We start from the raw sequence: 21,554 nt of genomic DNA, 5'->3' as shown, positions 1-21,554 counted from the left end.
CGTACCGCAACCACTCGATGATCTGGAGGCAATTCTCATGAAGCGTTCCGTAGGCCGCGGCACCGTCACCGCGCTCGCCGCAGGTGGATTCGCGACGCTCGCGGTGTTCCTCGGGCCCGCGATCGCGACCGCCGGCCCGATGGATTTCGCCGAGCCGCTGCTGATCTCGGACTGCTCTTTCGCTCAGGTCGACGCCGCACTGCACGCCAACGCGCCACAGCTGGCCGCCATGCTCGACGCCAACCCCAGCCAGAAGGCCGAGCTGCGGCGCAAGTTCGATCAGCCGGTCGAGCAGCGACGTGCCGAGTTGCGGCGGGCCATCGACGAGAACCCCGACGCCGTGCGCGAGGCGCAGAACGACCCGCGGACCGCACAGCTGCGCGACACCATCCGGGCCGTGGCCGAGACCTGCCACAACTACTAGCCGACCGACCGATTTCGCGAGAACATGGGTAGCTCACCGGGCACGCCCAGTACTCGCTCGGCAACCCGGCACAGGACCTGAACCCGAGCCCCCGGCAACCCACTGGTACGGCCCGAACACCCGGAGAGGCGGACAGCCGTGACGACTTCGAGCCCGACCGTCCTCGTCGTCGACGACGACGAGGACGTGCTCGTGTCGGTCGAGCGCGGGCTGCGGCTGTCCGGTTTCCACGTGCTGGTGGCCAGAGACGGGGCGCAGGCGCTGCGCACCGTGCGCGAACACACGCCCGACGCCGTCGTGCTGGACATGAACATGCCCGTGCTCGACGGCGCCGGCGTGGTCACGGCATTGCGCGCGATGGGCAACGAGGTGCCGATCTGCGTACTCAGCGCCCGCGCGTCCGTGGACGATCGCATCTCCGGACTGGAGTCCGGCGCGGACGATTACCTGGTCAAACCATTCGTGCTCAAAGAGTTGGTGGCGCGGATCAAGGCCCTGCTGCGCCGCCGGTCCGACCCACCCGCCCCGGCCACACCCGGCGCGATCACCGTCGGCCCGCTGGAAGTGGACGTCGCCGGCTACCGCGCGCTGCTGCACGGCCGCGAGATCGAGTTCACCAAGCGAGAATTCGAGCTGCTGTCCACGCTGGCCAGGAATGTCGGCGTGGTGCTGAGCCGGGAACGCCTACTGGAACTGGTGTGGGGCTACGACTTCGCCGCCGACACCAACGTGGTGGACGTCTTCGTCGGCTATCTGCGCCGCAAGCTGGAGGTGGGCGCCACGCCCAGGCTGCTGCACACGATCCGCGGCGTCGGCTTCGTGCTGCGAGCGCCGAAATGACCACGCCCGGTGCCGCCACCGGAGCGCCGAAAGCCCGACGGCGACGGTCGTTTTCGCTGCGTACCCGGGTCGCGGGCGCCGCGGCCGCCGGCGCGATCGTCATCGTGACGCTGATCAGTCTGCTCAGCATCCGCGCCATCGAGCGCAACAATGTGCAGCAGTCCGACCAGCAACTCGCTACCGCGGCCCGGATCGTGCTGATCGAGCCGCAGATCGCGGTCCGATTCATCAGCCTGACCGGGCTGAACAACGACCTGGCGGTGACCGTCCGCGACAACGGCGACGTCGTCGCCAGTACAACTATCGAACTGCCCGCGCTGTCCACCGGTTCGCGCACCGCCGCGGTCGGCGGCACCCCCTACCGTATTCTCACCACCACCGAGAATCAGCCCGCGGGACGTGTGGTGTCGCTCGGTATCCCGGCGGCGGCCGCGGCCCAGGCCACCGCGGAGCAACAGCGATGGGTGCTCGCCGGGGCCCTGCTGTCCATCGCAGCCGCGGCGGCGCTCGGCTGGGTGCTCGCGGGGGCTGCGGTGCGCCCGATCCTTCGGCTGACCCGGCAGGTCGGTGCACGCAGCGCCTTCCCCGATCCGCGCGATCCGCAGCCTCCGGTGGAGGGCGCGGGCGTGCACGAGGCGGAGAAACTGGCCGACGCGGTCAACACCATGCTGCGGCGCGTGGATCAGGCCCAGGCCGAGACCGCCGCCGCGCTGGAGACCGCGCGCGATTTCGCCGCCGTCTCCGCCCACGAGCTGCGCACCCCGCTCACCGCGATGCGCACCGACCTGGAAGTGCTGCGCACTCTCGATCTCGACGAGGCGCAACGCGCGGAGATCCTGCACGATCTGCAGCGCAGCCAGGTCCGGGTGGAGACAACACTCGCGGCGCTGGAGCGGCTGGCCGGCGGCGACCTGACCAACGAACGCGACCACGTCGCCACCGATGTCGGCGACCTGTGCGACCAGGCCGCGCACGACGCCATGCGGCATTTCCCCGGCCTCACCGTGCGGATCGAGTCCGACGCCGAACTGGTGACCCGCGGTCTGCCCGCCGGGCTGCGGCTGGCGGTGGACAACGCGCTGGCCAACTCGGTCAAGCACGGTGGCGCCACCGAAGCATTGGTGTCCGCGCACCGAACGCCGGGCGGGCACATCGTCATCACCATCGACGACAACGGCCGCGGCATCCCGCCCGAGGAGCGCGAGGCGGTCTTCGACCGTTTCTTCCGCGGCAGCCAGGCCGGCAAGGGCGGCTCCGGCCTCGGTCTCGCCCTGGTCGCCCAGCAGGCTCAATTACATGGCGGCCGAGCCTATTTCGATGAGGGCGCGCTCGGCGGTATTCGCTTGGTGTTGGATCTGTCCGGCTCGGCCTGATTTCCAGCGCCAGCGGCGCCGCGGGGACGCGAGCCTTGCAGGGGCCACGAACACGCAGCGCCGCAGGCGCTGCCAAACTTAGTTGGCGTTGAGCAGGTCGATCACGAAGACCAGCGTCTTGCCGGCAAGTTGGTGACCCGCACCGGCCGGGCCGTAGGCCAGCTCCGGCGGGATGGTCAGTTGACGACGGCCGCCGACCTTCATGCCTGGGATGCCGTCCTGCCAACCCTGGATCAGCCCGCGCAGCGGGAAGGTGATGGACTCGCCCCGGTTCCAGGACGAGTCGAACTCCTCGCCGGATTCGAATTCGACGCCCACGTAGTGCACCTCGACAGTGCCGCCGGGCACGGCTTCCTTGCCCTCGCCTTCGATGATGTCCTTGATCACCAGCTCGGTGGGCGCGGGCCCCGCCTGGAACTCGATCTCCGGTTTGGTCATTCGGTATCCCCTTCGATTGATAGTGGGTGCAGATAGATAGTGGGTGGAACTCGCCTCAGCGGTTGGTGATCTCGCGGTAATCGCGGGCGCCGTAGCCGGTGTAGATCTGCCGGGGACGGCCGATCTTCAACGGCTCACCGTGCATTTCGCGCCAGTGCGCGATCCAGCCGGGCAGCCGGCCCATCGCGAACAGCACGGTGAACATGCGGGTCGGGAAGCCCATCGCCTTGTAGATGATGCCGGTGTAGAAGTCGACGTTCGGGTACAGGCGCCGCTGGATGAAGTAGTCGTCGGTGAGCGCGGCCTCTTCCAGTGCCTGGGCGATCTCGAACAGTTCGTCGGCGCCGCCCAGCTTGCTGAGGATGGCATCGGCGTGCTTCTTGGCGATCGAGGCGCGCGGGTCGTAGTTGCGGTAGACGCGGTGTCCGAAGCCCATGAGCTTCACCCCGTCTTCCTTGTCCTTGACCTTGCGGATGAACTCCTTGACGTTGCCGCCGTGTGCCTTGATGCTGTCGAGCATCTCCAGCACGGCCTGGTTGGCGCCGCCGTGCAGCGGACCCCACAGCGCGTTGATGCCGCCGGACACCGAGGTGAACAGGTTGGCGTCGGACGAGCCGACCAACCGCACCGTCGAGGTGGAGCAGTTCTGCTCATGGTCGGCGTGCAGGATGAGCAGCATGTCCAGTGCGGCGGCGACCTCGGGGTCGACCTCGTAGGGCTCGGCCGGGAAACCGAAGGTCATCCGCAGGAAGTTCTCCACCAGGCTCAGGGAGTTGTCCGGGTAGAGGAAGGGCTGGCCGACCGACTTCTTGTACGAGTAGGCCGCGATGGTGGGCAGCTTGGCCAGCAGCCGGATGGTGGACAGCTCGACCTGCTCGGGATCCCGCGGGTCCAGCGAGTCCTGGTAGTAGGCCGACAGCGCGTTCACCGCCGACGACAGCACCGGCATCGGGTGCGCGTTGCGCGGGAAGCCGTCGAAGAACCGCTTCAGGTCCTCGTGCAGCAGGGTGTGGCGGCGGATGCGGTCGGTGAAGTCCTCGAGCTGGGCCTGGGTGGGCAGCTCGCCGTAGATCAGCAGGTAGCTGACCTCGATGAAGGTGGATGCCGACGCGAGCTGGTCGATCGGGTAGCCGCGGTAGCGCAGGATGCCCGCCTCACCGTCGATATAGGTGATGGCCGACTTGGTGGGGGCGGTGTTCATGAAACCCGGGTCGTACGTCACGTACCCGGTGCTGGCCAGCAGCTTCCCCAGCTCGATACCGTCGTTGCCCTCGGCGGCCCTCTCGACCGTCATCGGGAACTCCCCGCCAGGATAGGAAAGGACCGGCTTGGCGTCGTCGTCGACGTTGATGATGTTCTCAGCGGGCACGGAAGGATCCCTCTCAGGCTAGAACCACAGGCACCGGGCGCGGTCGGCGCACGACGCGCTTGCCTCAACGCTAGCCGTTCACCGACCCGGACAATACCGGAGGGTAGTCCTGGGTCGGCTCACAAACACATCGCTGGCGCGGTGCGGGTTCGGCGGCGGCCGCCGGCGGGTCGCCGGACGTTCGCGGTACGGGTCAGACGACGGTTTCGGCAGGAACGCGGCCGACACGGTAACGCGTGAAGGCGGGGAAGGCGATCGCCGCGATCAACACGCCCACCACGACGAGCACACCTCCGCCCGCCGCGGCCACAGCGGTACCCAGGCTCGCCGCCGCAAAACCGTGGGCAACATCACCGATACGCGGCCCGCCCACGACAACCACGGTGAACACCCCTTGCAGCCGCCCGCGCAGGTCGTCGGTGGCCACGGTCTGCAGCATGGTGACCCGCAACGCGGCCGAGACCATGTCGACCGCGCCCCCGAAGGCCGAGCAGACCAGCGCGATCCACAGCCCCGCGCCGAGACCGAGCCCGTGCCCGGTCAAGCCGACGACGACCCCGAATCCGACCATGGCCAGACCCCACAGCGCGATACAGACCAGCACGGCGAAGCCCTGGCGCCGGATACGCGGAATCCAGCCGGAGAACACGCCGCCGAGCACCGCGCCCCCCGACATCGACGCGAACAGCAATCCGAGCGCGACGCCGCCGGTGGCGGGATCGCCGAAGGTCTCGTGCGCGATCTGCGGGAACAGTGCGCGCGGCATGCCGAACACCATGGCGACCACGTCCACCGCGAACGACGCGAGCAGTACCCGCTGGGTCGCGAGGTATCCGAAACCCTCCAGCACCGTGCGCAACCCCGCGCGGCGCGCCGTTACGGTCGGCGGCAGGACCGGCAACCGCCGGACCGCCCAGAGCGTGGCCAGCAGGGCAACGGCGTCGATCAGATAGAGCGAGGCGAGGCCGACCAGCGGGATGAGCGCACCCGCCAGAACCGGTCCGGCGATCGCACCGAACTGCAACACCGTCATGTTCAGCGCATTCGCCGCGGCCAGTTGATCTTCCGGCAGCAGGCGCGGAATGGTGGCACTGCGGGTGGGCTGGTCCACCGCGTAGAACGCCTGCTGCACCGCGAACAGGCCGAGCACGATCCACACGTTGTCCACTCCGGCGGCCGCTTGCAGCCAGAAGGCGAGCGCGGTGAGGCCGGTGCCGGAACTGGTGATCAGCAATAGTTTCCGGCGGTCGAGCACGTCGGCGAGCGCGCCGCCCCACAGACCGAACACGATCAGCGGCACCAGGCCGAACACCCCGGCCAGGCCGACATAGCCGGAGCTGCCGGTGATCTGGAAGATCTGCTGCGGCACCGCGACGATCGACAACTGCGAGCCGATCATGGTGACGATCCCCGAGGTCCACAAGCGCCGGAAATCGGAATCGCGCAGCGGAGTGGTGTCGGCGAGCAGTTTCACCGGCCGGAGCGTAATTCAGTCCGTTATTACTGGTATTACTGTTCGACGGGAGAATTCTCACGCCTGCGGCGGGAATACATCAGGGCTGCAAGCGCTCCGCCGTGCCCGTGCCGTTCGCGATGCGCACCCGGATCCGGTTGTGCAGCCGGCCGCGGCGCCCCTGCCAGAACTCGACTTCGTCGGGGCGCAGCAGGAATCCACCCCAGTGCGGCGGCACCGGGATCTCGTCGACGGCGGCGAATCGCGCGGTCGCCTCGGCCAGTGTGCGATCCAGTTCGGCCCGTGAGCCGATCGGCTTGGACTGGTGTGACGCCCAGGCCCCGAGCTGCGAGTCACGCGGCCGGGAACGCCAGTAGGCCGCCGTCGTCTCGGCGGGCACCCGCTCGACCGGGCCGCGCAGATGCACCTGTCTACCCAGCGCGGGCCAGACGAAGGTGACCGCCGCATGCGGTACGGCGGCCAACTGGGCGCCCTTGTCCGAGTCGTAGTTCGTGTAAAAAATCACACCTTCGGGCGAGAGACCTTTGCACAGCACGGTTCGCGCGACCGGTCGAGGCGCACCGTCCACAACCGAAACCGTGGCCAGCACCATGGCGTTGGGTTCGGCGATGCCGACCGCGGCGGCCTGTTCGATCCAGTGCCGCAGCAGCGGCTCCCAGCCGCCGGCCAGCCAGGTCTCGTCCAAGTCGACGTCTTCGTTGCCGCCGTGCGGCAGCCCGCCGTAGTCGACGCGCATCGCGGCGAGATCCCGCGGCAGCGGAAAGCCGGCCGTTTCCGGTCTGCGCGGTGAACTGTCCAGGTCACGCATGGGCCAGACGTTACTCCGCAGTAGCGGGGGTTTATGGTTTGGGTGATCGGCATGTGCTCGTCGAATCCGACACCTTTTCATCGATGAGAACGTGCGAACCAAATGCTGCGAACCGAGTACAAGGAGAGTCGCAACATGACTACCAGCCCCGTGGTCTCTGCTGGGCAGACCACCATCCCCAGCGATTTCGTCAGCGGCCTCGAGGGCGTGGTTGCTTTCACCACCGACATCGCCGAGCCCGACAAGGACGGCGGCGCCCTGCGTTACCGTGGCGTCGACATCGAGGACCTGGTGCGAAGTCAGGTGACCTTCGGTGATGTGTGGGCGCTGCTGGTCGACGGATCGTTCGGCCGGGGCCTGCCGCCCGCCGAACCGTTCCCCCTGCCCGTGCACACCGGCGACGTACGGGTCGACGTGCAGGCGGGCCTGGCGATGCTCGCGCCGATCTGGGGCTATCAGCCCCTGCTGGACATCGACGACGAGACCGCGCGGGAGAACCTGGCCCGCGCCTCGGTGATGGCACTGTCCTACGTCGCGCAGTCCGCGCGGGGCATCTACCAGCCCGCGGTCCCGCAAAAGAAGATCGACGAGTGCACCACGGTCACCGCTCGGTTCATGACCCGCTGGAAGGGTGACCCCGACCCGCGTCACACCGAAGCCATCGACGCCTATTGGGTCTCCGCCGCCGAGCACGGCATGAACGCCTCCACTTTCACCGCGCGGGTGATCGCCTCGACCGGCGCCGACGTGGCGGCCTCGCTGTCCGGCGCGATCGGCGCCATGTCGGGTCCGCTGCACGGCGGCGCGCCCGCCCGGGTACTGCCGATGATCGAAGAGGTCGAGCGGACCGGCGACGCCCGTGCGTTGGTCAAGGGCATCCTGGACCGCAAGGAGAAGCTGATGGGCTTCGGCCACCGGGTGTACCGGGCCGAGGACCCGCGTGCCCGGGTGCTGCGCGCCACCGCCGAGCGCCTGGCCGCCCCGCGCTACGAAGTCGCGGCCGCGCTGGAGCAGGCCGCGCTCGCCGAGCTGCGCGAGCGGCGTCCGGACCGCGCCATCGAGACCAACGTGGAGTTCTGGGCCGCGGTGATCCTGGACTTCGCCGAGGTGCCCGCGCACATGATGCCCGCCATGTTCACCTGTGGCCGCACCGCGGGCTGGTGCGCGCACATCCTGGAGCAGAAGCAACTGGGCAAGCTGGTCCGCCCGGCCGCCATCTACACCGGACCCAGCCCCCGCAAGCCCGAGGCCGTCGAGGGCTGGGCGGCGATCGCCCACCGGTAGTCGACAGCAGTACGAGCCGGAGTTAGGCGTTACGGCGGACGCGCTTGTCTTGCAGTCGCGTCCGCCTCACGGGCCATGTCCCCGGGGATATGGTCATGAGGAAATAGGGATGCTGGACAAAGGAATATCTCGGCGGCGAATGTTCGGCGCCGCGCTCGCCGTGGGGTTCGCGGCCGCCGGGTGCGGCACGACACAGAACACCTCCACGACGCAGCTCGGGACGTCGACCCGGGCAGCGGCCCCTGATCCGATCGCACGAAACGTGCCGGTCTCGGCGGTCCCCGCTGCTCCCGCCGCCGTGACGCCGAGCGCGGTCGCCGCCCGGCACGCCGGAACGCTCCCGCTGCGGTGGGGTGTGGAGATGCCCGGCATCACGAGCACTTTCCCGGCCACGAACAAACAGCTGGCACTCACCTTCGACGCCTGCGGCGGCCCGGGGAACAACGACATCGACGAAGCGCTGCTGAACTTCCTGATCGCCGAACAGATCCCGGCGACACTCTTCCTCAACAAACGCTGGATCGACGCGAACCGGTCACGTGCCGCACAGCTGGCGATGAGCCCGCTGTTCGAGTTGGCCAATCACGGTGTCGCGCATAAACCACTTTCAGTGGACGGGCGGCAGGCCTACGGCATCGCCGGCACCGGCTCGGCGCAGGAGGCCGCCGACGAAGTGTGGGCCAACCATGAGCTGCTCACCTCGCTGACCGGCACACCGCCACGATTCTTCCGTGCGGGGACCGCGCATTACGACGACGTCGCCGTGGCCATCGTGCACGAATTAGGCGAAACCCCGGTCGGTTTCAGCATCAATGCCGATTTCGGCGCGACCGCCTCGGCGGCAAAAGTGCAATCGGCGATGAATGCCGCTGCGCCGGGCGCTATTTCACTCGCTCATATGCACCGGCCACAATCCGGAACCGCGGCCGGCATGATCGCGGCGCTGCCGAAGATCCGCGCCATGGGTTTGAGCTTCGTGCATCTGTAGGTACCGGGTAATGCTCGGCCGGTTCATGCGCCGAGCGCGTTCTTCGAGCGAGAATGTCATTCGAGCGAGAATGTCATTCTTCGAGCGAGGCGGCCCAGTCGACCGCGACGGTTTCACCCCGGTCCACCTCGAAGAAGGCGACCTCCAGGTGCTGGCCCAGGTCGACGAGACCGATGGCGGTCAGCGGCACCGGTTGGACCAGGCGGACCCGCCACGGCTTGGGCTCGTCCCAGGCCCGCAGTTCGAGCTCGAGGCGCAGCACGGGGTCGTCGCGACCGGAGTAGTCGGCCGCGACCGGCGCGGCCGCCAGGACGGTGGCGTCGGCGCGGCGACCGTCGGCGAGAATCTTCGCGATGCCGGCCCGCCCCGACTCCTCGATATCGGGTACATACAGCACCAGACACCCGCGGTCACCCGGGTCCACCCGGCAGCACACGACATCGCCCGGCCGCATCGATTCCAGATCGGATTCCGCCACCCGTTGCCGCACCCGGGCCTCGTACGGGAACTCCCCGTCCAGTTGCACCCGTACCCAGAACACGTGGCCGGGCTCGGCCCGGCGCGGACGCACGCCGAGGACTGTCGCCGACCCGGTTGTCCCACGAATCAGCAACTCCCGCCGCATCGCGTCCGAGACCGTCGCGCCGCGGAGGCGGAAATTCCGCAGTCTCGCGCGCAGTCGCCACCCCGAGTTCGCCGACGGCATGCTCATGGGCATTTACGTTAGCTGGAGTGTGGGCAGCGCCACAGCAACACCACCGACTACCCTGTTCGCCATGACCTCTGCGTTGCCGACCATTCCCGACGATCTCAAGCCCGCCGACGGACGGTTCGGTTGCGGCCCCTCCAAAGTGCGCCCGGAGCAGTTGCAGACGCTGGTGAACGTCGGCGCCTCGGTGTTCGGAACCTCGCATCGGCAGAAGCCGGTCAAGGACGTCGTGGCGCGGGTTCGCTCCGGCCTGCGTGAGCTGTTCGGTCTGCCGGATGGCTACGAGGTGGTGCTCGGCAATGGTGGCACGACCGCGTTCTGGGATGCCGCGGCATTCGGCCTGGTCCGGGAGCGCTCGCTGCATCTGACCAACGGGGAGTTCAGCTCGAAATTCGCCGCCGTGACCAAGGGCAATCCGTTCATCGCCGACCCGATCGTGGTCTCGGCCGAGCCGGGTAGCGCGCCGGAGCCGGTGTCGGATCCGTCGGCGGATCTGATCGGCTGGGCGCACAACGAGACCTCCACCGGTGTGTCCATCCCGGTGCAGCGCCCGGCGGGTTCGGAGCACGCACTGATCGCCATCGACGCGACCTCCGGCGCCGGCGGTCTCCCGGTGACCATCACCGATGCCGACGTCTATTACTTCGCACCGCAGAAGTGCTTCGCCGCCGACGGCGGCCTGTGGGTCGCGCTGATGAGCCCGGCCGCGCTGGCCCGGGTCGAGGAGATCAAGGCGTCGGGCCGCTGGACGCCCGATTTCCTGTCCCTGCCGATCGCGATCGACAACAGCACCAAGGACCAGACCTACAACACCCCGGCCCTGGGCACCTTGCTGCTGTTCGCCGACCAGATCGAGTGGCTCAACGCCAACGGCGGCCTGGACTGGGCGGTCAAGCGCACGCTGGACTCTTCGTCGCGGCTGTACTCCTGGGCCGAGTCGAGCGAGTACGCCACCCCGTATGTGGCGGACCCGGCGCACCGCTCGCAGGTGGTCGGCACCATCGACTTCGCCGACTCGGTCGACGCGGCCGCGGTGGCGAAGGTGCTGCGCGCCAACGGCATCGTGGACACCGAGCCGTACCGCAAGCTCGGCCGCAACCAGCTGCGCATCGGCATGTTCCCCGCGATCGATCCGGACGACGTCAGCCAGCTGACCCGTTCCATCGACTGGGTCGTGCAGAATCTCGGCTGACCGCCGCGCATTTCATCCTGACGGACTCGACACGCCCGAGATCGACACACCCAATTACGGGGCGCGGCAGGACGAATAGAGCAGATTAGCGGGGCACGGAAGTCTCACCGGAGATTTCCGTGCCGCGTGTCCTGCCCCACGAATCTCAGATGTGCACTACTGTTTCGAAAAGTGGGCGGTGTCGCGAGTCGACGCGATAAGGAGGTAACGGTGCGTGAACTTCGGGTGATCGGGGTGACGCCCGACTCCACGCATATCGTGTGTATCGACACCGAGTCCGGTCAGAAGTTCCGGCTTCCCGCCGATGACAAACTGCGAGCCGCCGCGCGCGGAGACCTTGCCCGATTCGGCCAGATTGAGATCGAAATGGAAGCAACTATGCGTCCCCGCGATATCCAGGCCCGTATTCGCGCTGGGGCCTCCGTGGAACAGGTCACCGAAGAATCCGGAATGGCGGCCAGCCGTGTCGAGCGGTTCGCCTATCCGGTTCTGCTGGAGCGAGCCCGTGCCGCCGAGCTCGCCCAGAAGGCGCACCCCGTGCGTCCCGACGGCCCCGCGGTGGACACGCTCCTCGACGTGGTCACCGCCGCGTTCACCGCGCGCGGGCACAATATCGAGGGCGCCGAGTGGGACGCGTGGAAGGACGAGAAGGGATACTGGGTCGCCCAGTTGCAGTGGCAGAACGGGCGTTCCGAGATCGCCGCGCACTGGCGTTATCAGCCGGACGCGCACGGCGGTTCGGTGTCCCCACTCGATGACCCGGCCGCCGATCTGATCGATCCGGATTTCGGCCGCGCGCTGCGCGGGCTGGCGACGATCCTGCCGCCCGAGCCGGAATTGGCCGCACCGCAACCAGAGCCGGCGGCGCAAGCCCGCCCGGCCCCGGCCGCACCGCCCTCGCGTCCGGCGAACCGCCAGAACCAGCCCACCCTGGACGAGTACTACGAACAGCGCGCTGTGGCAGCCGGTGGAAGTTCCACGCCTGTCACGGCGGGCACGGGTGCGACACCCGCCGCGCCGAGCACGGCGGCTCCCGCCGCGGGTAACGCCGCGCCCACCAACAGCGCCGCGACAGCGTCATCCAGCGCCGCCGCGGACAAGACCCCCACGGACAAGGCACCTGCGGACAAGACCCCCGCGGACAACGCCCCCTCCGCGCCCGCCGTGTCGCCACCCGCTGCCGCCGAGGAGCCCGCCAAGCCTGCTCCCAAGGCCCCTGCGAAGCCCAGCCGCAGCAAGCGCGGCAAGGCCCCGATGCCGTCCTGGGAGGACGTGCTGCTCGGGGTGCGTAGCTCAGGTCACTGAGGCAGCCTCCAGGTCTTCCGCCTCCCCCGGGCCGCCAGGCCGTACCTGTTCGTGTGCGATTCGTTCAGCTCCTGTGTTGACGCAACGCCAGGATCTGAACCCGAGGTTTGCGCTAACCCTTTCGGCGTGCCGGTGCAGGCAAGGGGCGCACCCCGAGGGCGATCGAGCCTCGATCACAGCTCCTGACCAACACCGCCCAAAGCCCTGGAGAGGCGGCGGAGAGCGAGTACGTTTGCGATGTGGTCGACGACGTGCGTCGACGCCGGTAGGTCACCTCGGCGGGGTCCGGACGGCGTCACCGCACGTTGCTCGAAGTTCGCTGAGTTGATTTTCGTGCGACTATCGGGAGGTGCCGGACATGCTTTCGAAGGCTTCGTCACTCTGGTATGTCGATGCACCCGACCCGTTGGCCGTACTGCGCGCGAACCACGACCCGGACCCTGACGCCGCGCTGGCACTGGCGAAACAACTGCACGCGGACTGCGATGTTCGGCCGATCATGGTCGGTACGCTGGCCAGTTGCGCGGGCCCGGAACCCGACCAGGTGTACATCGGTTGCTATCCCGGGGTGACCGTGCTGTGTTCGGCGCAGGTCGCGCGGGCCCATCCGACCGCGATCCCGGCGTTGCTGGTGCGGCCATTGGCCTCCGAACACAGCTACCTGGTGTCCTTCGACGTGAGACACGGCTGGGGCGCGTTCGCGCACTGGGAGCGCGGCGAACTCCGCAGGTCGTTCAGCTCGACCCGGGTGAACATCCTGGAGGACGAGGGACTCCCGCTGGTATGGGAGCGGCCGTACTGGGCAGGCGAGCATCCGGTCCAGTGGCGCGCGGGTGAGTTACCCGACCCGCAGACCCTGCCGTTCGACCCGCCGGACTTCGCCGACGCCGCCAATAACGAATGGCTCGGCTTCCACTACCGTGCGCCCGCCGCGGGTGGTGCGCTCGTGCCCGGCGACATCGCGGTGTGCGGATTCGCGCTCTCCCCCAAAAGCTGCGCGACCGATGCCACCAGACGGGTCCATGACCACGCGGACGCCGCTGCGCGCAAGCGAGGGCTGTTCAGCTGGCTGCGCGGACCCGACCGCGTCCGCTAGCCCGTCCTCGATCCGTACCGTCGGGCGCCTGCCGCACTCCGCACCGGGCTCGGTGCGCAACACCGGACAGACCATTCGGCTGCGCCCTCAAACAGCAAGCACGCCGAACAGCAGCATCGTCCATCCGAGCAGCACACCTGCCACGATGCCGCCGACCACCCACCGGATCACCGGGGCGAAGCGCCACCGCCACGCGGTCGGCGCGGCGCCGCCCGCCGCGACCAGATTCACCGCCACCGCGAGCAGCGGATGCACCTCAACCAGCGCGGCGCCGAAAGAGTACACCGCGGCCGCCGACAGCAGCGCCACCATGATCGCCACGGTGAGCCCGGCGCCCCACGGCGTCGGGTCCCGGTGGGACGGGTGCGCACGATCCGGACCGGTCATGCGGTCCGCACCCGCTCGTAGAACGCCATCGCCGCCGCGGTCGCGACATTGAGCGAGTCGGTGCCGGACGACATCGGGATGCGTGCCCGGACGTCGGTAGCCCGCATGGCTTCTTCGGTCAGTCCCGGCCCCTCGGCCCCGAGCAGCACGGCCACCCGCTCCCCCGTCAGCGCCGTCGCCAGCGTCGCCGCCTTCGGATTCGGCGTGAGCGCGACGATCTGGAAACCCTTGCGCCGCAGTATATCCAGTCCACCAGGCCACTCGGGCACCGACGCGAACGGCACCCGGAGCACGTGCCCCATCGACACCCGCACAGCGCGGCGGTAGAGCGGATCGGCGCAGCGTTCGCCGAACAGGATCGCATCGACTCCGAGGCCGGCCGCATTACGGAACATGGCGCCGAGATTCTCGTGGTCGTTGACGCCTTCGAGCACGGCGACGGTCCGCGCCGTCGCGACCACCTCGGCGACGTCGAGTTCCGCCGGCCGCCGGGCGACCGCGAGCACGCCGCGATTGAGATGGAAGCCGACCACCTCGGCCATCACCTCGGCCGAGGCACGGTAGAACGGGACATCGACCGCATCGAGGTCGACGGCCAGTTCGGCGCGCTTGCGCTCCACACCGAGCAGCGCGGTGGGGGCGAATCGCGAGTCGAGCATCCGCTGGACGACCACGACGCCCTCAGCGATCACCAGCCCCTTACGGCCGGGCAGATCGGGCCTGCGGTCGGCCGACTTGAGATCGCGGAAGTCATCGACCCGGGGGTCGGCGGGGTCATCGATATCGATCACTTCGGCCACTGGTCCATCCTGCCGGGCGCCTGCGATCACCACCGAACCGGCGCTCGCTCGACAGCCGCGATGGCCGAAGAAAATCCGGTGCGTTCGGGTGTGCGAGCGTGGGATGGTCGAGGCATGACCCCAGCGGGAATCACGATTCGCTCCGCCACCGACGACGACGCGCCCGCGATCACGACGCTGGTGGAGACCTCCTTCGGCACCCGCTACGACCCGGCGGAACTGGACCGGATTCCGCTGCTGTTTCCGCTACGGAACTCGATCGTGGCGGTGGCGGACGGCCAGATCGTCGGGCACGTGCAGTCCACCACCCTGACGGTGACCGTGCCCGGTGAACGGACCGCCGCGGCGTGCGGCATCGCCGGCGTCGGCGTGGCACCGACGCATCGACGCCGGGGCATTCTCCGCGCCATGTACACCGAACAGCATCGGCGCATCGAGGCGGCCGGCTTGCCGCTGACCGTCTTCACCGCCAGCGAGGGCGGCATCTACGGCCGCTTCGGCTACGGCCCGGCGACACGGCAGAACGCGGTGACCATTGATCGCAGATTCGCCGAATTCCTGCCGTCGGCACCGGACCCGGGCGGCGTTGCGCTGCCCGCGCCGCACGACATGCGCGCTGCGGCGGAGACGATTTACGACCGCTGGCGCAGGTTGGTGCCGGGTGCGCAGGTGCGTCCGACTGCCAGCTGGGACATCCTCTTCGACGACCCGCAACGCTTTCGCGACGGCGGCACCGACCTGTTCGCGCTGCTGCACGCCGACGGCTACGCGCTGTATCGCTTCCACGCCGCGCAGCGGACGAGAACGGTCGAGGTCGTCGAATTGCGCGCGGTCACCCCGGACGCACACGCCGCGTTGTGGCGGGCCCTGCTCGGACTGGATCTGGTGCGGCAGGTGGAGGCCGTGCTCACCGACCACGACCCGCTGCCCTATCTGCTCACCGACCCGCGGCTCGTTCGTACGACAGCCCGTTACGACGGACTCTGGCTGCGCCTCATCGATGTTCCCGCCGCCTTGGCCGCCCGCGCTTACGCGGGCGACTTGGATGTGGTGCTGGAGGTCACCGACCCCTTCCGGGACGCGGGGGGCATCTTTGCGTTGCGGGTGCGGGACGGGCAGGCGGTCTGCGAACGCGCCGACCGTGCCGCCGATATCGAACTCGGCATCGACGTCCTCGGCAGCCTGTACTTCGGGGCGTATCCAGCCCGGCTGTTCGCCGCGGCGAACCGGTTGCGGGCCAAGGATTCCGCTCAGCTGCGCGCGTTCGACGACGCCTTCCGCGCCGAACGGGACGCGGAACTCGGCTGGTTCTTTTGACCAGCGGCCACCCGCCCCGCCGCGGGAAAGGGAGACGATGTCCGAATCGGCGCTGGGCTGGCATGCTGGTGTCATGAAGCCGATCCAGTTGGTTCTCAACGTCCTGTGGCTCATCTTCGCCGGATTCTGGCTGGCACTGGGCTACATCCTGGCCGGGATCATCTGCTTCATCTTGATCATCACGATCCCGTTCGGGATCGCGTCCTTCCGGATCGCGGCCTACGTGCTGTGGCCGTTCGGCCGGACCACGGTGGACAAGCCCGGCGCGGGTGCCGGTTCGCTGATCGGCAACATCATCTGGTTCATCGTTGCGGGGTGGTGGCTGGCCCTGGGCCACCTGCTGACGAGCATTCCGCTGTTCGTATCGATCATCGGCATTCCCTTCGGCTGGGCGAACCTCAAATTGATACCGATCTCACTGTTCCCGCTGGGGCGCGAAATCGTGGACAGCGACCAGCCGTTCGCCGCTCGGTAGGTCGGCGGTCTGCCGATTCCGGCGCGGAGACGGTCGAACGCGAGTTGTCTCCATTTCGACACGGGAGTGATTTATATCACAACTTGTTAACGAAAATGCCTCACCGTGCGAAAGTTAGCTAGAAGGTAACTGAATGGCCCAGTGGCCCGCGCCCGACGGAGCGCCGAGCCGACCGCATCAGGAGGGTCCACATGATCGACCGCCCAGCGCCACCGGCCGACAATGACACCGCGCCCCTCGCGCCGATCGCGGTGGTGCTCGGGCTCCTGCTGCTCGTAGCCGCGGGCACCCAGCTCACCCATTTGCCAGAGTGGTCCGACGACTACGGCGTGCTCGTCTATCCGGCGTTCGCCGTCTACCTGGCCACCACGGCCCGGCTGCTGTGGTGGGGCACCAGGACCAGTGTCCGGCTCATCCGAACCGGGCACTGACTCGACGTCGCGGCAACGACGAATCTCGTTGCGGCCGTGCGGACTATTCGGATTCCGCGACGATCTGCTTCATGATCGCGACGGCGCGGCTGAGCACGACGAGCTGCTCCGCACTGAGTGTCGACAGCTGTTCGGTCATCCACGCCTCGCGCGCGCTGGTTTCGTCGGCGATGAGCGCACGCCCGGCCGCGGACAACGAGACGATGATCTGACGGCCATCGGTCGGATGCGGATCGCGCACCACCAGATCGAGATCGGTGAGCGACGCGATCACGCGGGTCATCGACGGCGGCTGCACACGCTCCTTCGACGCCAGCGCTCCCGGCGTCATCGCGCCCTCCCGCGCGAGCGTCGCGAGCGCCGAAAGCTGAGTCAGCGAGACCTGCGAGTCGGTACGACGGCCGCGCAGATGTCGCGTCAATCGAACGACCGCCAGCGAGAGGTCACCAGCGAGTGCTCGAAGATCCGAGGGCGTTGTCACAGTGGCAAACGATACGCCGCACGGCGGACGCGGCTGCTCGCCGCCAGCGGCTACTCACCGTTGCACGGTCCAGCGCGAGAACCACAAACGGACTGGGTCCGGCGCCCATTCCGTTCAGCTTCGGTCGACAGGCACGGCTGTCGTTCGACCCGGCGCCGCGCGACGGAAAGAGGTCGTCCCGTCCGCGCCCATTAGGCTGGACGCGTGACGCAGAACGTCCCGCAAATTCCGCCGCGGCTGACCGATCCGCGCCCCGTCCTCGCGATCGGCTGTGCGCTGTGGCTGCTGGCCACAGTGGTGGTGTGGGTGGCCGGCGAGCGCTGGGCGTCCGCACGCCCGATCTGTCTGATGGGCCTCGTGGTCGGCGCGATCGCCCTCGTGATCTACCTGGTCCAGCGCCGTGGGGCGCGGCGCGGCGACAAGGGCGCCCAGACCGGTCTGTAGCCGGCCGGGGTTACGGTCCACCCACATCGAATTCGTCGGTGGTACCGGTGAACAGTGCAGCGTAGGCGTCGAGACCGAAACGGGCTGCTGGTCGAGTACGAATTTTCGGCCCGCGAATTGACTGTGCGCGCCGTGCGCGCTTAACTCCCTTGGGTGTCCTCCCGATTGAGCGTCGAAGAACGACGGGCCCACCTTATCGAGGCCGCGATCGGCCTTGCCGAGAAAAAGGGCGTTGCGGGCGTGACCACGCGCGATGTCGCTCAGGCGGCCGGCGTATCGCTCGGTGTGGTGCATTACTGTTTCGAAAATAAGGACGCGCTGATGACCGAGCTGGTCAAAGCGTTGTCTATGGAATTGCGCGATTCTGTCGACGCGAACGAAGCGGTGTGGCAGGGCGTCGAAAGTGGAAAAGAATCCCTTCAAAGATTGGTCCGTGACGGACTGGAACTCGTGTGGCGCAACATAGAAGCCACTCCGGAACGACAGCTGCTCACGTACGAAACGACCACTTACGCGCTGCGCGAAGGCGAGCAGACACCGGCGAAACTCGCGATCGCGCGCGAACAGTACAGCTTCAACGACTCCACCGTCGCCGACGTCCTGGAGCACGCACGCGACGCGACGAGTACCCGGTGGTCGGTCCCGGTGCGGACGCTGAGCCGGTTCACCCTCAACGTCATCGATGGTGTCGTGCTGCGCTGGCTGGTGGACAACGACAGCGAAAGCGTACGCGGGCAGCTGGATCTGCTCAGCGAGATGATCACCGGCTACGCCGAAGAGTAGGTCGCGACTCAGCGTCCAGGACGCGGCGCGCGAACGTGGACGGTCGAACCGACGCGCCACCAAGGCACGGCGACCGTGGCTTCGATCGCGCCGCTCAACCGCACCAGCAGATCGTCGTGCAGCGCCAGCTCACCTTCCTGCACGGGCAGTGTGAACAGCTGGCGCAGCACGACGCCCAGCGGCTCCGCCGCCCAGGTCGTCCGACGACCCGGCTCGACGACCTCGGCGGTCACGGACTCCGAGACCATGGGCAGATCGAGCAAAGCCGCTAGGGACGCGGCGGTTTCGGTATCACCCACCACCAAGCGGTCCGGCGGCACGGCCAAGCCGAACCAGGGCTGGTCGAGAACGAACACCTCGCCCGGATCGACGACGGCACCGGAAAGCGCACGCACGCGATCGGGCGGATCGAAGTCGGCGACATCCAGCAAATCCGCCGCGACCGCGGCGGACAAGCGGGCGTGTGTCCGCGAAACAACCTCCGGTACCGGACTTTTGGCTGGGTCGGCGAGCGCGTCCAGCAGTGCGGCGGCCAGTTCGGGGGTAATCGCGTTCGGGTCGGCCAGAGCGACGCGGAAAGCGTCGGCATCGACATCCGATACGGCGAAAGCCGGTAGCAGTCCCGCGAATTCGGTGTCCGTGGGATGCCGGAACAGTCCGAGCGGGGTGCCGTCGATCCGCGCGTTTGCGCGCAGCCACCACGCGGTGTAGCCGTCGGCGTCGCCGAGCAGGCGCCGGGTTCGCGGCGTTGCCGCCAGCTGTCGCAGTGCCTGCGGCCACGCGGCGTCGTCCACCAGGTCGAGATCGCGGACCGCGGCCAGCTCGGGCGGATCGTCCGGCAGCGACGACCACCAGCGATGCTCGTCGTCCAGATCGTGCTCCGGTCCGGTCGGATCGGCCTCGACGATCACACTGAAATCCCAGCCGACACCGATGGCGCGCAAGGCGTCCGCGCCGTAGCGATCGACCAGCTCGGGGTCGACCGTCCCGAACGGCGCGTCCGGCACCAGCAGCTCGCGCAGCGGCGCACCGGGCAGCAGCAGCTCGTCGGCGGGCAGCGCGTCCCCCGCGAGGCTGGGCAATTCGAGCAGCCCGAGCCAGGACGGCAACGCGGCCGGGTCGGCGTACGGCGCGAGACGCAGGACGGCGTCGGCCGTGTCGGGATCGCCGGGATGATCTTCCAGATCGGCGTACAGGCCCGGATCGCACAGCAGATCCTCCGCGGTGGCCGATCGCGCACCAAGCCGCGACAGCAGCGGATGCGCCGCCTCGGGGTGCACCAGCCTGGCCCAGTGCACCGGGATCGCGACCTCGAGCTGGTCGTCCAGCACCGCCGTGCGCGGACCGGTGACGAGCCTGCCGTCGGCCAGCGGAACCGCCAGTGCGCCCAGTTCTTCCGCTGTGAGCGGGTCGATCACGAAGGGTTCCAGCGCCGCGTAGAACGACCGCCACCAAGCCGGTGATCGCTCCAGCCCACTCGACAGCTCCGCGAGGCGGGCCAATCCGATCCGGTGCACGTCCAGCACGCCCATGGCCTCGGCCTGCGCTGCCCCGGAGAGGTCGGGGATCACCAATGTGCCCACTACATCCGTGAGCAGTGCGGCCAATTCCGCGGTCAGACCGGTGAAGACGGATGCGCGGGTGGGGACAGCGATATCGATGGTGCGGGCCCGCCGCCCGGTCGGCGCGGTGAGGCCGATTTCAGCCCCGGGATGCGATCCCGTGCGCTCGGCCGCGTCCAGCCCGGTGCTCGGCTGGTCATCCGGCTCGAACGGCACCTCGTCCGGTCCGGCGCCAGATGGCAGCTCCAGTCCGTATCCGACAGCGGGATCCGGCTCACCACGCGGCCCCGCGCCCGATTCGACAGCCAGGCCGCATACGTCATGCGGTTCGGTGACCGACGCCGCGCCATCCCACAGTGCTTCGCCGGGAGTGACGGTGACGGAAGGCCCGCCGCCGAATTCGGCAAAACGCTCGGCCGCAGCCAGGCGATCTCGGGTCAGCTCGGCCGGGTAGCTGGTCGAGTCCGCCCGGCCGGGGTCTGCGGGCTCGTCGGTGGCCACAACCGGAAGCCAAGGGTGGGTTTGCAGTTCGCGGATCAGAGCTTCGCGCAACAGGCCATCGGCTTCGCTGCGGGCGAATCCCGGCGTGGGGACGAGTAGGAGGCGGTCGCGTGGCGGGAGGGCGCGGGCGAAATCCGCGTAGCCTTCGGCCAGCGCGCTGAGCCGAGCGCCGGGCAGCAGCCTGCGCCGATCCGGTTGCATCGCGATGTCGGCGATGAGCAGCGCGGGCAGCGACAGTTCCTCATCGGACCTGGTGGGCGCGCGAAGCACATCCGCGGCCGCGGCCACCGGTGTGCCGTCGTGCACCGGCAGCAGCCAACGGGCGCGCCGCGTACGGTACTGCCACCAGGTCCGCTGTTCGTTCCCGGGACCGTCGACATACACCTCGCGCAAGCCGTCGCCCAGGTCCTCGGCACTGCTGACGAACTCGTCGGCGCCGATGCGGACCCGCTGCAAGGCAGGCAGTTCCAACAGCAAATCGACAGCTTCCTCGCGCATCGCGGCCAGCAGCGCATCGGCGTCCACCTCCGCGCGTAAGCGCAGCACGACCTCGGTGTCCAGACCATCGGCAGGTCCCGCCTCGATCGGCCAAGCCAGCCTCAGCACCGGCGGCGCGAATTCCCCCGTTTCGACGGCGGGCACCCGGATCTCGTTCCGGCACAGGGCGTCCGTGGTTCGCTCGCGAGAGAATCGCAGTGAGCCCGAGGTGGAGCGCACCTCGATCTCGTCGCTCACCGCGAGCACCGCGGTGAATCCGACACCGAACCGACCCACCGTGCCGGTCTCGGCCTTTGCCGACGCGCGCAGGGCGGTCAGCGCGTGTACGCCGGAAATGTCCAGCGGCGCACCGGTATTGCCGATATACAGGTCCCGGCCGTCGAGCCGGACGACCAGGCGGCCGGCGATACCCGCTTTGCCCGCGGCATCGGCCGCGTTCTGCGCCAATTCGGTCAGCAACCGGTCGCGATAACCCGCGCGCACCAAGTCGTTCTCGGTGGCGGCGTCCTCACGCAACCGCGTCGGCGAATCACGCCACGCGGCCAGCACTGCCGCCCGCAACGTCGCAGTGCCGA

General features: G+C 68.5%; 22 protein-coding genes. 13 read left to right on the top strand and 9 right to left on the bottom strand.

The window, feature by feature from the left end; all coding sequences use genetic code 11:
• Positions 1-37 precede the first annotated feature (37 nt).
• The 3 genes from ACT86A_RS20490 to ACT86A_RS20480 all read left to right on the top strand — a co-directional run bounded on the left by ACT86A_RS20490 (position 38) and on the right by ACT86A_RS20480 (position 2,637).
• Complete coding sequence (locus tag ACT86A_RS20490; protein ID WP_445093781.1) at positions 38-424, top strand: hemophore-related protein; 387 nt, start codon at positions 38-40, stop codon at positions 422-424.
• A 138-nt stretch (positions 425-562) separates the two neighbouring features.
• Positions 563-1,264, top strand: coding sequence for a response regulator transcription factor (locus ACT86A_RS20485; protein ID WP_445093780.1), 702 nt, complete (start codon positions 563-565; stop codon positions 1,262-1,264).
• Complete coding sequence (locus ACT86A_RS20480; protein ID WP_445093779.1) at positions 1,261-2,637, top strand: sensor histidine kinase; 1,377 nt, start codon at positions 1,261-1,263, stop codon at positions 2,635-2,637. The genes ACT86A_RS20485 and ACT86A_RS20480 overlap by 4 nt, the downstream gene beginning before the upstream one ends.
• 78 nt (positions 2,638-2,715) lie before the next feature.
• On the opposite strand, the gene ACT86A_RS20475 is transcribed toward ACT86A_RS20480, so the two are convergent.
• The 4 genes from ACT86A_RS20475 to pdxH form a co-directional block, all read right to left on the bottom strand.
• Positions 2,716-3,075 carry an FKBP-type peptidyl-prolyl cis-trans isomerase gene (locus tag ACT86A_RS20475; RefSeq protein ID WP_445093778.1) on the bottom strand — a complete coding sequence of 120 codons (360 nt, stop codon included), beginning with the start codon at positions 3,073-3,075 and terminating at the stop codon, positions 2,716-2,718.
• Between the two features lie 55 nt (positions 3,076-3,130).
• The gene (locus ACT86A_RS20470; RefSeq protein WP_445093777.1) at positions 3,131-4,444 is read right to left on the bottom strand and encodes a citrate synthase; all 1,314 of its coding nucleotides are present in this window, start codon (positions 4,442-4,444) and stop codon (positions 3,131-3,133) included.
• A 193-nt stretch (positions 4,445-4,637) separates the two neighbouring features.
• Positions 4,638-5,918, bottom strand: coding sequence for an MFS transporter (locus ACT86A_RS20465; RefSeq protein ID WP_445093776.1), 1,281 nt, complete (start codon positions 5,916-5,918; stop codon positions 4,638-4,640).
• 79 nt (positions 5,919-5,997) lie between these two features.
• Positions 5,998-6,726, bottom strand: a complete 729-nt coding sequence (gene pdxH / locus ACT86A_RS20460) for a pyridoxamine 5'-phosphate oxidase (protein ID WP_445093775.1) — start codon at positions 6,724-6,726, stop codon at positions 5,998-6,000.
• Between the two features lie 135 nt (positions 6,727-6,861).
• Between pdxH and ACT86A_RS20455 the strand changes: the two genes are divergently transcribed.
• Both ACT86A_RS20455 and ACT86A_RS20450 read left to right on the top strand, forming a co-directional pair.
• Positions 6,862-8,010 carry a citrate synthase 2 gene (locus tag ACT86A_RS20455; protein ID WP_445093774.1) on the top strand — a complete coding sequence of 383 codons (1,149 nt, stop codon included), beginning with the start codon at positions 6,862-6,864 and terminating at the stop codon, positions 8,008-8,010.
• A 109-nt stretch (positions 8,011-8,119) separates the two neighbouring features.
• The gene (locus ACT86A_RS20450; protein WP_445093773.1) at positions 8,120-8,998 is read left to right on the top strand and encodes a polysaccharide deacetylase family protein; all 879 of its coding nucleotides are present in this window, start codon (positions 8,120-8,122) and stop codon (positions 8,996-8,998) included.
• A 73-nt stretch (positions 8,999-9,071) separates the two neighbouring features.
• On the opposite strand, the gene ACT86A_RS20445 is transcribed toward ACT86A_RS20450, so the two are convergent.
• Positions 9,072-9,710, bottom strand: a complete 639-nt coding sequence (locus ACT86A_RS20445; RefSeq protein WP_445093772.1) for a hypothetical protein — start codon at positions 9,708-9,710, stop codon at positions 9,072-9,074.
• 64 nt (positions 9,711-9,774) lie between these two features.
• Here ACT86A_RS20445 and serC point away from each other — a divergent pair, with 64 nt between their 5' ends.
• The 3 genes from serC to ACT86A_RS20430 all read left to right on the top strand — a co-directional run bounded on the left by serC (position 9,775) and on the right by ACT86A_RS20430 (position 13,300).
• On the top strand, positions 9,775-10,899 hold the full coding sequence (gene serC / locus ACT86A_RS20440) for a phosphoserine transaminase (RefSeq protein WP_445093771.1): 1,125 nt from the start codon (positions 9,775-9,777) through the stop codon (positions 10,897-10,899).
• A 210-nt stretch (positions 10,900-11,109) separates the two neighbouring features.
• The gene (gene sepH, locus ACT86A_RS20435) at positions 11,110-12,204 is read left to right on the top strand and encodes a septation protein SepH (RefSeq protein ID WP_445093770.1); all 1,095 of its coding nucleotides are present in this window, start codon (positions 11,110-11,112) and stop codon (positions 12,202-12,204) included.
• Between the two features lie 358 nt (positions 12,205-12,562).
• The gene (locus tag ACT86A_RS20430) at positions 12,563-13,300 is read left to right on the top strand and encodes a DUF6928 family protein (RefSeq protein WP_445093769.1); all 738 of its coding nucleotides are present in this window, start codon (positions 12,563-12,565) and stop codon (positions 13,298-13,300) included.
• Between the two features lie 87 nt (positions 13,301-13,387).
• On the opposite strand, the gene ACT86A_RS20425 is transcribed toward ACT86A_RS20430, so the two are convergent.
• The gene (locus tag ACT86A_RS20425) at positions 13,388-13,687 is read right to left on the bottom strand and encodes a DUF2537 domain-containing protein (RefSeq protein WP_445093768.1); all 300 of its coding nucleotides are present in this window, start codon (positions 13,685-13,687) and stop codon (positions 13,388-13,390) included.
• Complete coding sequence (locus ACT86A_RS20420; RefSeq protein ID WP_445093767.1) at positions 13,684-14,487, bottom strand: TrmH family RNA methyltransferase; 804 nt, start codon at positions 14,485-14,487, stop codon at positions 13,684-13,686. The genes ACT86A_RS20425 and ACT86A_RS20420 overlap by 4 nt, the downstream gene beginning before the upstream one ends.
• A gap of 114 nt (positions 14,488-14,601) precedes the next feature.
• Between ACT86A_RS20420 and ACT86A_RS20415 the strand changes: the two genes are divergently transcribed.
• The 3 genes from ACT86A_RS20415 (at position 14,602) to ACT86A_RS20405 (ending at position 16,710) form a co-directional block, all read left to right on the top strand.
• Positions 14,602-15,804, top strand: a complete 1,203-nt coding sequence (locus ACT86A_RS20415; RefSeq protein WP_445093766.1) for a GNAT family N-acetyltransferase — start codon at positions 14,602-14,604, stop codon at positions 15,802-15,804.
• A 73-nt stretch (positions 15,805-15,877) separates the two neighbouring features.
• The gene (locus ACT86A_RS20410; protein ID WP_445093833.1) at positions 15,878-16,279 is read left to right on the top strand and encodes a YccF domain-containing protein; all 402 of its coding nucleotides are present in this window, start codon (positions 15,878-15,880) and stop codon (positions 16,277-16,279) included.
• A 191-nt stretch (positions 16,280-16,470) separates the two neighbouring features.
• On the top strand, positions 16,471-16,710 hold the full coding sequence (locus ACT86A_RS20405; RefSeq protein ID WP_445093765.1) for a hypothetical protein: 240 nt from the start codon (positions 16,471-16,473) through the stop codon (positions 16,708-16,710).
• Positions 16,711-16,753: 43 nt separating this feature from the next.
• On the opposite strand, the gene ACT86A_RS20400 is transcribed toward ACT86A_RS20405, so the two are convergent.
• Positions 16,754-17,191 carry a MarR family winged helix-turn-helix transcriptional regulator gene (locus ACT86A_RS20400; RefSeq protein ID WP_445093764.1) on the bottom strand — a complete coding sequence of 146 codons (438 nt, stop codon included), beginning with the start codon at positions 17,189-17,191 and terminating at the stop codon, positions 16,754-16,756.
• A gap of 204 nt (positions 17,192-17,395) precedes the next feature.
• Between ACT86A_RS20400 and ACT86A_RS20395 the strand changes: the two genes are divergently transcribed.
• Positions 17,396-17,635, top strand: coding sequence for a DUF2530 domain-containing protein (locus ACT86A_RS20395; protein ID WP_445093763.1), 240 nt, complete (start codon positions 17,396-17,398; stop codon positions 17,633-17,635).
• 153 nt (positions 17,636-17,788) lie between these two features.
• Positions 17,789-18,418 (top strand): TetR/AcrR family transcriptional regulator, encoded by a 630-nt coding sequence (locus tag ACT86A_RS20390; RefSeq protein WP_445093762.1) that lies wholly within the window; start codon positions 17,789-17,791, stop codon positions 18,416-18,418.
• 8 nt (positions 18,419-18,426) lie between these two features.
• Here the strand turns inward: ACT86A_RS20390 and ACT86A_RS20385 are convergent, their stop codons facing one another.
• Positions 18,427-21,540, bottom strand: coding sequence for a sacsin N-terminal ATP-binding-like domain-containing protein (locus ACT86A_RS20385; protein WP_445093761.1), 3,114 nt, complete (start codon positions 21,538-21,540; stop codon positions 18,427-18,429).
• Between the last annotated feature and the right edge of the window lie 14 nt (positions 21,541-21,554).

The organism is Nocardia glycosmidis, assembly GCF_052545115.1.
Note: the sequence above shows the minus strand (reverse complement) of the source record. Positions and strands in the feature narration are given on the sequence as shown.